Origin of the sequence: Kordia zhangzhouensis (assembly GCF_001005305.1) — a bacterium.
Taxonomy (GTDB): domain Bacteria; phylum Bacteroidota; class Bacteroidia; order Flavobacteriales; family Flavobacteriaceae; genus Kordia; species Kordia zhangzhouensis.
Window position 1 is genome coordinate 95,876 of record NZ_LBMH01000012.1, and the last position, 13,913, is coordinate 109,788.

The 13,913-nt window shown below is 34.6% G+C and carries 10 protein-coding genes; 1 reads left to right on the top strand and 9 read right to left on the bottom strand.

Annotated elements, in window-relative coordinates:
* Positions 1-53 precede the first annotated feature (53 nt).
* The 5 genes from AA088_RS15430 to AA088_RS15450 all read right to left on the bottom strand — a co-directional run bounded on the left by AA088_RS15430 (position 54) and on the right by AA088_RS15450 (position 3,292).
* The gene (locus tag AA088_RS15430) at positions 54-803 is read right to left on the bottom strand and encodes a hypothetical protein (RefSeq protein ID WP_046745929.1); all 750 of its coding nucleotides are present in this window, start codon (positions 801-803) and stop codon (positions 54-56) included.
* A gap of 209 nt (positions 804-1,012) precedes the next feature.
* Complete coding sequence (locus AA088_RS15435; protein ID WP_046745930.1) at positions 1,013-1,291, bottom strand: DUF1456 family protein; 279 nt, start codon at positions 1,289-1,291, stop codon at positions 1,013-1,015.
* Positions 1,292-1,411: 120 nt separating this feature from the next.
* Positions 1,412-1,603 carry a cold-shock protein gene (locus AA088_RS15440; RefSeq protein ID WP_046745931.1) on the bottom strand — a complete coding sequence of 64 codons (192 nt, stop codon included), beginning with the start codon at positions 1,601-1,603 and terminating at the stop codon, positions 1,412-1,414.
* A gap of 94 nt (positions 1,604-1,697) precedes the next feature.
* The gene (locus AA088_RS15445) at positions 1,698-2,378 is read right to left on the bottom strand and encodes an ATP-binding cassette domain-containing protein (RefSeq protein WP_046745932.1); all 681 of its coding nucleotides are present in this window, start codon (positions 2,376-2,378) and stop codon (positions 1,698-1,700) included.
* Positions 2,366-3,292, bottom strand: a complete 927-nt coding sequence (locus AA088_RS15450) for a hypothetical protein (protein WP_157547268.1) — start codon at positions 3,290-3,292, stop codon at positions 2,366-2,368. Before AA088_RS15450 ends, AA088_RS15445 begins: the two co-directional genes overlap by 13 nt.
* A gap of 232 nt (positions 3,293-3,524) precedes the next feature.
* Between AA088_RS15450 and AA088_RS15460 the strand changes: the two genes are divergently transcribed.
* Positions 3,525-3,914: a hypothetical protein gene (locus AA088_RS15460; protein WP_046745935.1), complete on the top strand. Its 390-nt coding sequence runs from the start codon at positions 3,525-3,527 to the stop codon at positions 3,912-3,914.
* Positions 3,915-3,917: 3 nt separating this feature from the next.
* Here AA088_RS15460 and AA088_RS15465 read toward each other — a convergent pair whose 3' ends face one another.
* From AA088_RS15465 to AA088_RS15480, 4 genes are all read right to left on the bottom strand, one after another.
* On the bottom strand, positions 3,918-4,493 hold the full coding sequence (locus tag AA088_RS15465) for a hypothetical protein (protein ID WP_046745936.1): 576 nt from the start codon (positions 4,491-4,493) through the stop codon (positions 3,918-3,920).
* Positions 4,493-6,481, bottom strand: a complete 1,989-nt coding sequence (gene uvrB / locus AA088_RS15470) for an excinuclease ABC subunit UvrB (protein ID WP_046745937.1) — start codon at positions 6,479-6,481, stop codon at positions 4,493-4,495. Before uvrB ends, AA088_RS15465 begins: the two co-directional genes overlap by 1 nt.
* A gap of 177 nt (positions 6,482-6,658) precedes the next feature.
* Positions 6,659-11,491, bottom strand: coding sequence for a T9SS type B sorting domain-containing protein (locus AA088_RS15475; RefSeq protein ID WP_046745938.1), 4,833 nt, complete (start codon positions 11,489-11,491; stop codon positions 6,659-6,661).
* Positions 11,492-11,704: 213 nt separating this feature from the next.
* On the bottom strand, positions 11,705-13,801 hold the full coding sequence (locus tag AA088_RS15480) for a gliding motility-associated C-terminal domain-containing protein (protein ID WP_064972175.1): 2,097 nt from the start codon (positions 13,799-13,801) through the stop codon (positions 11,705-11,707).
* Positions 13,802-13,913 lie beyond the last annotated feature (112 nt).

The following is a 13,913-nucleotide window of genomic DNA, read 5'->3' on the forward strand; positions in this document are numbered from 1 at the left end:
CTCGTCAAATAAATTGATGAGTCTTTCCCTTTTTATAAAATGTTATCTATTTACTAGTGTACGTACAATTTGAAGTTTGTTTCTAAGCTTTTCCCTGAAATTTTATCTTTCATTTGAAAGGTACAAGTCACAGGTTCTTCTCCAGTTTCTTTTTCAGTAATGATAATTGAAGCATATAATTGTTCTTTCAAGTCTTTGGCAGAAACTTTATTAGGGAACAAATCTTTAATCTCGGTAATAATTGTTCCATCAGCATGTTTTAAACTCATATTTGCACTAATATCAGCTTTTCCTTCTTCGTCAATTTCATAGCCTTCCAAACCTTCCATAAGAAGATAAACTTTTTCATTTACTGAAATTTTGTGATCTATCACAGATAGGTTTCGATCCATGGAGTAGATGTACATAATATCGTAGCTAATACCATCTTTTTTGACGTTCATTTCAGGATCATGAGTGATTGAAAAATTCCGTTCTACATGATAAAAAGCATCGCTATTATTTTTGTCTGTGATATGAGCATGCATTCTATAGGTGTTATTAGGAAGTAGCGGACGCGCAAATGTTACATCGCTGTGTAAGATAAGTTTTCCATCTATCTCTTTATAACCATCTGTAACACCTTCAAATAAATTTTCTTGCTTCAATAATGTATCTCCTTTTTTATCAATAAGATAAATGTCCATATTTGGATGTGCCTTACCATCCTGCAACGTAAACCCTCTCATATCATTATAAAATAAGGTAATCTTTTCTCCATACATCGCTTCTGAGGCATCTACAACACCTGAGTAATTTTCCATAACAATGTGATTACAGGAAAGACCTTCTTGTGTTATTTTAAATTGGTCAGAAATAGTGGGAAGTTGTATTTCGCTTTTACAAGAAAGTATCAAGCAACATACACTAACTATTAGATAAAGAGAAAATGGTTTCATGGGTTTGGTATATTAGACCATGAAGCTATAAAAACATTTCCGTACTTGCAAATTACTTTTGCGTGAGGAGTAGTTTATTGTTTACGCTTAGAAGTGGCTGGCTTAGAAGTTGATTTTGCCTCTTTTTTTGGCATTGGTCCACGTAAGTGAATTACCAACCCATTAAGAAAATTACGCAAAATTTGATCTCCACAATTTTTATATTTAGGGTGATCTTCGCTTCTAAAAAAAGCACCTAATTCACTTTTGGAAATTCTAAAATCAACTAGTTCTAGAATTTTGATAATATCCTCATCGCGTAGTTTGTGTGCTACACGTAGTTTTTTGAAAATGTCATTATTTGTTAGTGCCATACAACAAAGATACTTATTTTAGGAAAAGAATATGGAGAATTATGAAATACTTCTGTATAAAAAAAGTCTATCATTTGATAGACTTTTTACTTCATTAAGGAATAAAATATATATATAATATTAAATCACTTTCACGTTCACTGCGTTTAAGCCTTTGCGACCTTCTGTTAATTCGAATTCTACTTCGTCACCTTGGCGAACTTCATCGATTAATCCAGAGATGTGCACAAAATGTTCTTTGTTTGAACCTTCTTCTACGATAAAACCAAATCCTTTTGTATCGTTGAAGAATTTAACTGTTCCTTTGTTCATTGTAATAAATTTAAATAATTGTTTTAATGTTACAAAGATACTATCATTTCGTATGCGCCCGACCTGCGGTGCGATTTTTTTTGAATAGTTACAATTATTTAATATTAAATTTCTGTAGTTTGTTGTGTAAAGCCGCGTCTTTCATAAGTTCTTCGATGAATGGAAATTTTTCTTTTTCAACAGATTTTTCGATTTTTCCTGCTTTTAAGTAGTGTAAAAAGTCGCAAGTGTCTTGTAATGTGGTAAATATGTGTGAAGAAAGAAGGATAATTTTACCTTTTTCTTGCAGCTTTTTGATAATTTCTTTAATGAGTATGTTGCTTTGAATATCTACACCATTAAATGGCTCGTCAAGAATGAAAATATCGTTTTGTTGTAATAGGATTCCTGTTAAAGCAAGCTTCTTTTTCATTCCTGTTGAATAGGTTGAAGCATACTGTTGTAAAGGTAAATCAAATAGATTGCTGTCATCAAAATTTACAGCGTTGATATTTCGCGCATTACAGAGCAATTGTAAATACTCTTTTCCAGTCATTTTTGATAAAAACTGCGGATTGGTTTCTAAAAAACCAATTGAAGGAGTTTGAGAAGCATCAGAAAATACAACAGAGCCTTGATGCGATTCTAATTGAGCAATACATTTAAAAAAAGTGGTTTTTCCAGCACCATTTTCTCCAACAATTCCGTGAACTTCACCTGATTTTAACTGAAGTGAAATGGATTGTAATAAGGTTTTTTTACCAAAAGATTTCGATAATTTTTCTATGCGTAGCATGAAAGTATAGAATTTAAATTTTTAGTAGCACGATGATATGCTAGCGGAATAAAAAGGATTAATAAAGGCGGAAACATAAAACTAAATACTAAGGTAAATGCTTGAAATATTGGAACACTAGAAGGGTAATTAGCATATTTTCCTAAAACAGCCAATACCATAAAACCATATCCTATTGCCAAGAATATTAAAGTAGTATCTATTTTTTTTACAGAAAAGATAAATAACAAAATGACTATGGGAAATAGTAAAAAAGTGGAAAAAAGGAACGCTGTTTTTATTTTGTCAAGTAAAAAAGCTTTGGTTGTTTTTTTGTAAATCCACACGTAAAATAAAGGTTCTGGCTTTGAATAATAAGACATACAACATACAAAGGCTGCGATTAAGCTAAAAACAATCAAATTATAGTTAGCAACGTATAAACCTATACAAGCAAAGGTGTATAAAATAGGAAATACCCAAAAGGTTTTTCGAAAACCAATAGAAAATTCAAAAGGTTTTTTGCCAAAAGGTGTAGGAATGGTTCTGTTTTTTACTTCAAAATTTTTGAAAAAAGCTGTTACTATTACAAGAACATGAAGTAATAACGCTTCAATATAAGCCTGCTTGTAGATTAAAAAACTACTAAAAGGGAGTGCTAATAATGTGTTTTCAAGAATTCGTATGTAATGAAAGGAACGATTAGGAAATGTCATTTTTAAAAAAGTAATGCGTTTTGTAGATAAGAAAGTAATACTAAAAGCGACACCAATCCCTACATAAAAATAAGACGCATTGCTTAAATTTTGAAAAATGCGCTGCGATACTACAATGAAAAGCGCTATGATGATAGCAAATCCTACAATTGGAATGATACCAAATTCATCTATATGACGATATATTCTTTTGCATTGTAAGGTAAAATAAAACTTCACGGTGGATATTTTTTCAAACAAAATCGAAGATACATATAAAATCCAAAAAGCAACTTTTTATGAGCAATTCAACATAAAGTTTGGGAATTTATTAACAAAACTATCGATGAATGCTAATAATTATAAAAGCAAGCAGTTTTACCTGTTTTCAATTTTTAGAGAATTTACGCATTGTACACATTGGCTATTCTAGTACCTTTATAAAGTTACTATTTTCTAAAAACAACAAAGTATGGCTAGAGTTCCGGTGTATGGTACCTACAAACCTTCAAACAATACATTTGAAGTAACAATTACAAGTGCAGATCCTTCTAACGGACAGATACAAGGAACATATATTCATCATTATACACCTGAAGGAGAAATTACGGTTACAGGAAAAATTGGAGGCTATGCTTGGGTTCATAATAATGATGGAGGTAGTGGAACAGCTCCTTTCAGTATCAACTTCACAGTCTCGGTTCGACCAGATGCTTATTCGTATTGTATTGTTGATTTTTGGAACGGATTTTATACTAAAACAAATTCAATTGTGCTTTCTGGCGTGCGTTCGTATGTCAAAAATGATGGTACAACTCAATCCATAGGGTTGGGAACTTTAGAGTTGTACTTACAGTCGTAAGTACTAAGTTTTATCTAAAAATTCCATATCCAAATAAAATTCGTCAACATCATAAGGGTTGATGTATAAAGTTGTACTTTTTTGCATGTAAAAATACATCCGAACCGTTGTTTCATCTTTGTGGATAGTATGTTTCACTGTAATGGTTGTATCGTGATAATTTATTTTAAACGTAACTTTACAATATACATGCTCAATCTTCTCTTCGTTGAGATGACCGTACCCAGCAATTTCGTTCAAAGCTGCACCATTTCCTTCAACTACATTAACAGTTTGATAGCGTTTATTTTCTATAATATGAGCTTCATCCAATAAAATTACTATACGATCAGCGGATGCTTTAAATTCTTTCACATATTTTTCATAAGCACCTTTGTTTTTGGATTCAGTTTCGTCCATTTTCAACTTTTCTTTTAAGAGTAAAAAAAGGGGAACTAAAATCATCAAACCTACAATGATATACTTCCATTCAATAGTATATGAATACACGCCCGAAATGATTAAGAACGCACCGATTCCAATGATAACTAAATAGATTAATTGACCGAGAACACCTAATTTATCTATAAATTTAATCATTATAGTTTTTCTTGAAGTACTTTGATTTCATCACGATATTTTGCAGCGTCCATAAAGTTCAATTCTTTTGCGGCTGCTTCCATGGCTTTGCGCTTTTCTCGAATCATTTTTTCGATATCTTGTTTCGATAGATATTCTAAATCTGGTTCGGCTGCTTTTTTCGTTTCGATTTCGTTTTCCCAAGCCAAACTTTCATTTTTACTAAGCGCATTGTTTAGAGATTTGTTCAGACCTTTAGGAACAATATTATTTTCCGTATTATACGCAATTTGTTTTTCTCTTCGATAAGCTGTTTCATCAATGGTTTTTTGCATGCTATTGGTAATTTTATCAGCATACATAATCGCTTTTCCGTTTACATTTCTCGCAGCTCTACCTACAGTTTGTGTCAGTGATCTGTTGGAACGTAAAAAACCTTCTTTATCTGCATCCAAAATAGCTACTAAGGAGACTTCTGGCAAATCCAAACCTTCCCGCAATAAATTCACACCAATCAGGACATCAAATAATCCTTTTCGTAAGTCTTGCATAATTTGTACACGTTCTAACGTATCTACGTCACTGTGAATGTAACGACAGCGAATTTGAATTCGCGATAAATATTTGGTCAATTCTTCTGCCATACGTTTAGTCAACGTAGTTACTAAAACACGTTCATCTTTTTCCACGCGGACTTGGATTTCTTCTACTAAATCATCAATCTGATTCAAACTTGGACGCACTTCAATGATTGGGTCTAGTAAACCTGTTGGCCGAATAACTTGCTCAACATAAATTCCATCTGTTTTTTGTAATTCATAGTCTGCAGGTGTCGCACTCACATAAATTACCTGATTTTGAATTGCTTCAAATTCTTCAAATTTTAATGGCCTGTTATCCATAGCGGCAGGCAAGCGAAAACCATATTCTACCAAATTTTCTTTACGACTTCTATCACCTCCATACATCGCATGCACTTGCGAAACCGTTACGTGACTTTCATCCACAACCATCAAATAATCATCAGGAAAATAATCCAACAAGCAGAAAGGACGTGTTCCTGGTGCGCGACCATCTAAATAACGAGAATAATTTTCAATGCCAGAACAATAACCCAATTCGCGAATCATTTCCAAATCAAAATTGGTGCGTTCTTCCAAGCGTTTGGCTTCCAAGTGTTTGCCTATTTCTTTGAAATAATCTACCTGTTTCACTAAATCTTCTTGAATTTGGTGAATTGCATTTTGTAATACATCTGGCGAAGTCACAAACATATTGGCAGGATAAATATTGAGTTGTGAGTATTTTTCTAAAACTGTATTTGTTCCCGGATCAAAAGATTCTATTTCTTCAATTTCATCTCCAAAAAAGTGAATTCTAAAAGCAAAATCTGCATACCCAGGATATACATCAACGACATCTCCTTTTACACGAAATGAACCGTGAAGAAAATCTGCCGTAGTTCTTGAATATAAACTCTGTACTAAACGATGTAGTAATTTTGTGCGAGAGATTACTTGATCACGATGCAGTTTGATGACGTTTTTTTGAAACTCCACAGGGTTTCCAATACCGTACAAACATGAAACTGAGGCAATCACTACTACATCACGACGCCCTGAAAGTAGGGAAGAAGTGGTGCTCAACCGAAGTTTTTCAATTTCTTCATTGATTGACAAATCCTTTTCAATATAGGTTCCAGATGTTGGAATGTACGCTTCAGGTTGGTAATAATCGTAATACGATACAAAGTATTCTACCGCATTTTCTGGAAAAAATTGTTTGAACTCCGAATACAATTGTGCTGCCAAGGTTTTATTATGAGCTAAAATCAGCGTGGGTTTTTCTACTTTTTCAATTACGTTAGCAACGGTAAATGTTTTACCAGAACCTGTTACACCAAGTAACGTTTGATACTTTTCTCTCGATTTTATTCCAGTTACTAATTGATCAATAGCTTGCGGTTGGTCGCCCGTAGGCGCAAAGTCAGAGATGATTTTAAACTTCATGGATATTCTTTCTTTTTCCTGTTTGGGCGTTTCCGCAAAAGTGTATTTCGAGTACCTCAATGCACTTTTGTGGTCAGGCTTTTAGCAGTCGCTCTCCTTTGAAAAAAAGGAGGAGCTCCAACAATGCCTCAATCCTTAACGCTGTGTCTTACAAAAATACGGAAAAGAAATCAGCTGTTATCGTTTCAACGTAAAATGTCCTTTTACATCAAAAGAATTTGGCCCGTCTTTAATTTCTGCTAAAAACCAATAATCGCTCGAAGGCATTTTTCGACCTCTATACGTACCATCCCAACCTGGATCATTTGCACGCAACGTTTTGAGCAGTTTCCCATAGCGATCAAAGATATAGACTACGGATTTCGGTAATGTTTCAATGCCTATAATATGCCAAGTATCATTGTAGCCATCATTATTTGGAGTGACAAATTGGATGTAATCAATTATAACGACTTCTTCACTGACTGAACCACAACCATTACTATCAGAAACTGTTACAAGGTGATAGCCTGGACCTACATATTCAAAAATGTTAGATATTTGAGGTGTTCCGCCATCTAAGGAATATAAATAATCGCCATTTCCAGTAGCCGTTACGGTAATTGTATTATTGTCTGAAAAATTAACGGTTTCTACATCAACAATTGTAGCCAATTCAGATTCGTTTACATTGAAGCTAGCAGATTGTGAACAACCAAAAATATTTGTTACTGTAACCGAATATGTCCCAATAGATGTAATATCAATGGAAGCGGTCATTTCACCTGTTGACCACAAATAAGTGTTGCCTATGTCAGAACCAGCAGTTACAGTTAGTGGCAAGTCATTTAAGCATAAAGTAATATCGTTTGGAATGTCAATTTCTGGTAATGGATGAATAATCGTCATAAATTGTGAGGTAGCATAACAACCTGTTGTATTGTTTTCAACACGGACGTAGATAATTTGCTCGTCAAAAGCATTGTACAATGGAGGAAGCGGATTTACATCATCTTCAGCATTTTCAATACTTACATGATAACTCACTGTGAACAATGCTGCACTTTGCGAGCCTAGAATAGCTGCATTTTGCTGAGTTAAGTCAAAGGTTTGTGTGGTATTGGCATTATCATCTGTACATGCTTCCAAATTATTTACTGGATTTGCAATCGGATTCGGATTGATTACTACTTCAATACTTTGCACGTAGTAACAACCTGTGGTATCATTTTCTGCACGAATAAAAATCGTTTCAGGATTGGACGCAAAGTTGTAAATATCTGGAAGAGCGTTTGTATCATCGTTTGCATCTAAGGAAGTGTTGTGATACGAAATAGAAACATTGGTGTTGTCATCAATAATAAGAGCATCAATCTGTCGTAAATCAACGGTGCCAGGTTGTTCTGCTTCGCAAAAGGTAGCTTGTGGAACATTATTTAATACTGGAGGTAAATTTACGTGCAATGTAAAAGGAATGATTACATAGCAACCAGAAATGGTGTTGATTAATCGAACAAAAATAGGTTGTGGATTGCTACTATTGGTATAGTTTGTTGGATCGGGGATTGCGTTTGTTCCACTATCAGCATCTGCTTGCGTTTCGTGATAGGTGATGACCACGTTATCTTGGCGAATATTTAATATTGAGAATTCCGCTTCGGTTAAGTCCCAAAGAACTTGGCCATCATGATTGACATCGCAAGCGGTCATGTCTGGCGCAGGATTGGTTTCAGGTACTTGAATTACATTCACTTCAAAATCTACCACAGTGAAACAATCAGAATCATTTGTAATTCTAGCATAAATAGCTTGTGGATTTGTGGTATTTGTGAATGTTGTCGGAATTGGGTTGCTATCATTCGAAGCATCGTCAAATGACGTGTGAAAAGTGATGTTCAAGTTTTGTGGAATTCCAGCACTTATTTCGGTTTGTTTTTCGGTGAGATCAAAGGTGTCAACACCATCATTACTCACATCATCACAAACAAAAATGTCGGTCGGTTCATTGTACAATGGAGCAGGACTTACTTGAATCACAAAGTCAGAAACAGCAAAGCAATTTGGATCGGTATCATTTTCAATACGTACGTGAATCGTTTGTGGATTTGTTTGATTAGCGTACGGTTGTGTTTTGTCGATTTCGTTTGTTTTATCCAAGGCATCTTGTGCAGTTGGATAGTATAATACGGTCATATCGCTTTGGCCATTCAAAATTTCATCATCTCTAGTTTGCATGATAAAATTTTCTGTTTGATCTGTATCCGTTTCGCAGAGTTGGTAGATATCTGTGGCAACTACTTCGGGAACTGTATTTACTATGATAGGCAATTCTACAATTGCAAAACAACCTGTAGTTGCGTTTTCTACACGAACATATGTAGAAGTTGTTGCCGTGTTATAAACTGTTGGATCTGGAATTGGATTGGAATTACTATTTGCATCACCACCACTCACATGGTATGAAATGTTTATATTATTTAAGTCTGTAATAATTTCAGATAGACTTGCGGTCAAGTCTGCATCAGCAATTCCATCAGTATCATTATCACAAATTAAGATTGTGTTTGGTTGTGAAACATCAGGAGCTGGTAATACTTCCATCATAAAAGAAGAAACGTCAAAACAGCCTGTGTTTACATTTCTATATCTATAAAATATTTCTTGCGGATTGGAAGAGTTGACAATAGGATTTGTGACTTGATTTGTTGCATTATTCGCATCGTTAATTGTTAGGAAATAGGCAACTGCAAATTCGGTATTTGTACCAACAATATCAGGCGTAAATATATTTAAGTCAACCAATGCAATAGCATTTGAATTGGTGTCACAAACTGTTAATGTACCTACATTGGGTGCTTGTACGTATGGATTTACGATTAAATCAATCTCGCTGGTGTCTGTACAGCCAGTTTCTATATCAGTGAGCGCTATAAAGATTTCCTGTGGATTTGAAGTGTTGTTGAATGGAACTGTAATGTCAATTGCATTGATTCCATTTGTACGATCATCTTCAGAAAGGTAAAAATCAATGCCAACATAATCTAAGTTGTTTTGAAGGGTTGCCAAAATATTTTGAAAATTAAATTGGTAAACTCCATCATTGCTAACATCATCACAACGATTGATGTTTCCAATACTTGTAGCAGTTAATAAAGCATTTGTGTGTACTGCAAATTGCGTTAATGAAAAACAGTTAGAGTTATTGCTTTCTACTCGTACATATAATGTTTGTTCTTCAGGATTGGTATTGTCAAACGCAGAAATATCAGGAATAGGATTGGTGCCATTTGTAGCATCTTCCAGTGTAGTGTGTACAGTAATTGTAACACCTGTTAAACTAGCGGTTATTTCGTTTATATAATTTGTAAGGTCAAACGTAGCAAATCCATCGTGATCTGCATCGCAGGCATCAATTATATTTCTATCAGGTTGGGTAAGCATTGGAGCTATATCTACATTAATCGTAAGTGTAGTGAAGTTAACGCAGCCTGTTTGTGTATTTACTACACGGACAAATAAAGTATCAGTAGGAGATGTATTTGTGTAATCTCCAATGATTGGATTGATATTGGTATCAGCATCATTTTGTGTGTAATGATAACTAACTCCATAATTTGGGTTTGAACCCGTAATTTCATCGTCTCTTACCGTAAGCGATATTTGAGTAATTCCGTCACTATCTGTGTCACACGCATCAATAGAGCTTGGAGCATTAACGGTAGGTAGCTCATTAACTATAAGATTGAAACTGGTATAAGATAAACAACCATTATCTGTATCTAGTACGCGTACAAAAATCTCTTGAGGAGAAGTTGTATTTTGAAGTGTTGAAGGGTAGGGGTTTGTATTGTTGTTGGCATCATCTTGGGTAGGATGGTAACTTACACTATAGTTTGCGGGAGGAACTGTGGTAAGTATTTCAGGTTCTTTGATTGTTAAATCAAAGTTCTCTATTCCATCTTGAGAAGAATCGTCACATAGTTCAAAGTCAGTTACAGGGCCAGCCGTTTGAGCAGCATTTAGTGTTACTTCTACAGTGTCTTCAATTACACAGGTTTCGGTTCCTACAGGAATGGTTATTTCTACTCTGTAAGTACCTGTTATTGTGGCGTCGTGTGTGGAAGCTATACTGCCAGGAATAGGAACGTCATTTCGAAACCATTGATAGGTAGCTAGTGGATTCCCAATATCGGCATTTAACATATATGAGTTGGCGCAAGTAGTAATATCTGGACCAAGATCAACTGTTGCATTGAAACTATTCCCTTGAATAAAAATAGCAGAATCTGCATTTTGGTCTGTACCGTCTGCCAGAACTAATTTAATGTGATATTGCTGGTTAGGAATAAGGTTGGCAGTTGCTGTTAAAACTGTTGTTCTACCATTGTAATTTGTATCTCCTAAATTATAACCTGCAAAATATTCTTCATTTTCAGCAGGACAAAACCCAACAATTTCATCATGAATTACACTTGTACTAACAGGAATAGTTGTTCCAGGGACCACAGCAATATTTGTATAAGGCACTGTACTTCCTGTTGGGCGTATTAAAAAAGCAAAACTATCGGAAAAACGACAAGGGAAGTCTGCAAAGTATTCTTCAGAAGCTAATAAGTAATTGAAACTAATTTGATTGGTTACTGCTATAAAATCGAATTCGATAGAGGTTGCATTTAAGGTGTTCATAACACCAAGAGCTGTTTCTATATCGGGATCTGTTCCCCAATTGGTAGTTCCGCTATTGAGAGGCATTGTGTTTACAGGAGTTCCAACATCTGAAACACGTCCAGAGGTAAGTACAAGACCATTTGAGAAAGGGAAATTAGAGCTTGCTTGTTCAAAAGCTCCATAACTAGCAAAACCATCAATAGAACCATTGACAGAAGAAGAAACATTAGAAATTTCAACGCATCCCTGAACTAACTGTTCAACAAGTTGTTGTAGCGAAAGTGATTCGTTTGTGGTTACTTGTTGGGCTAAAACTAAGTGGTAGGTACACAAAGCAAAGAGTGTGAAAAATACTTTTTTCATAAGAATGGGGTTAAGTCGCATGTATGACAATGCTTGATGTTAGTTGGGCAGACTACCACCAAAGGTTTTTATATTGTCATGATAAAATTTGCAACAAATATATACATAATTTAACGCGCAAAAAACAATTTTTAGTGCATGCTTTTTCTTTTGAAAGCTACAGTCTTCATATACTAAAATACAGAAAATCAGTGATATTTACAGTAAGAATGGTTAATTATCTTGTAAATACACCCAGCCAATATACGTTTGCTGTAATAGGAGAGGAGTAGCAATGGTGTGAATGTCATTTAAATATAGGACATAAAAATAAGTACCTGTAGGCATTTTTTGGCCTGTGGGATATCCTTTGTTTGCATATCCATTCCAAGGAGTTTCGTTTCTACCTCCTTCAAATATTAATGTGCCAAGTCTGTTGTAAATCAATAGTTCATGATTGGGATGTGCTTCAAGGTTTAAAATATTGAATACATCATTCTTACCATCATCATTAGGAGAAAAGCCACTTGGAATATAAATTTCGCAATTTATTACCCTGATATTAAATGATATATTTTCTGAGCAACCATTTGAATTTAAAACACTTACATGAATAGTTTGTGGGTTGCTATTGTTAAAAAAATGAGTCGGCTCTGTGATTTCATCAGCAAAAGTTCCATCACTATTTAAGGTTTCAAAATAGCGAAAAATGATATCGGCATCAGTATTGATAAAAGCTTCATTTACAGTTAGGTCGAACGGAGCAGATGCTGTTGTGTTAATTGTACAGTCTTCTAAATCAGTGGCTTGGTTTGTTGTTGGACTATCTAAAAGAATTAATTCAAAACTTTCAATAGCATGACACAAAGTGATTGTATTTGTAACTCGGATAAAAATTTCTGCTGGAAAGTTTGAAGGTTGATAATTTTCAGGATTTGTTATAGGGTTTGTTTCATTAGTAGCATGTGTAAGATTTGTGTAATATTCAAATGTAAGTGAAGGTTCTGAAAATAGACTTTCTTGAACAGTCAAATCAAAACTTAAAATTTCGCTATTATCACAAAGTGAAAGAGTATTCAAATTTGGAATCTCAGGAGAAATAGGAAGAACGTAATTTTCTATCGCAGAATTATTGTCTTCGTTAATTTCGTCCACAGTTCCTGTTCCTGTGCCATCATCATCTACTACAATTTCTAGTACAAAAGAATCAGGAATCGTTGCTGGAATTACCAAAGCAATCATTTGTTGTATACTCCCGCCTATAGGAAGTGCATTTTGTGTTACATCACTCCCGAGAAGTATTCCATCTCCATAAAAAGCAATTGGAGTATCTTGTGGAAGTGCTGCAGTACTGTTAGTATTAAAAATGGTATATGTAACGTTCAATTCGCGAGAATCGCACATACTACCAATTTGATCAATAACCACGGTAGCATCTGGCAATTGACTGTTCAATACCGTAATGATATTGTTAATCATTACAAAATCCTGTCCAGAAGTCAATGAAATAGTAGCTTCTGTATCGCCTATATTGATGTAGTTTTGAATATTATAAAAATCAATATCCATATTATACAAGTCAGAAGCACCTGTAAAACTATTTGTACCGTTGAACGCATTCGTCGCTGGATTTAAAGGGAAATTAGAGATTAACGATCCGTTGATGCGTAACGATTCATTAACGCTCAATGCTTGATCGCCTTCCCAAGCAATAAATCCAATTTTGGCGCCCATATTATCAAAAACGTTGAGGTTTTCTAGTGTAATTTCTAATTGATCGGGCACACTTTCCAAGCCGTCGTACACATTCAATTGATTCAAAGGTAATGCAGGGTTTTCATAGATTACTGTCATGGCCCAACCTCCAAAATTCGTACCTGTAGGACAATAAGGAGCTATTATAGAAGTTAAATCTAGTTCACTTACAGTGTAAATACCGTTTCCTTGAGATTGAACAATAGAGGTGACATCGGCAAAAGCAGCAAAAAATGTTCTATTTCCAGTTAAGCTATCGCTGAAAGTACGTTCTGCAGATACAGGAATTCCGTTCAATTCAATATCAAAATCACCATTATCAGAACCCGCCCAATATAAATAGGCAGCAATCATTGTTTGATTAGGAGTAAGAAACAAGCTTGCACTAGAGCTTGTATTAATAACACACGCTCCATTAGGACCATTTTCGGCTGTATTTAATGTATTTCCTAATGCTGTATAATCATATCTACCATTGAATTGTTGAAATAAAGTAATTTCTTGTGCAGCTGTTTTGAGTGTGCATACAATACAACTTAAAATGAAGAATATACGTATGTATGTTAATCTACTCACTTACTAATGATTATTTTTTGAAAGTAGCAAATTCTACTCGCATAAAAAAACCGAAGAATATTTTTCTTCGGTTTTGCTATTCTATAGAATCTTATCTCTTCAATGTAAAATG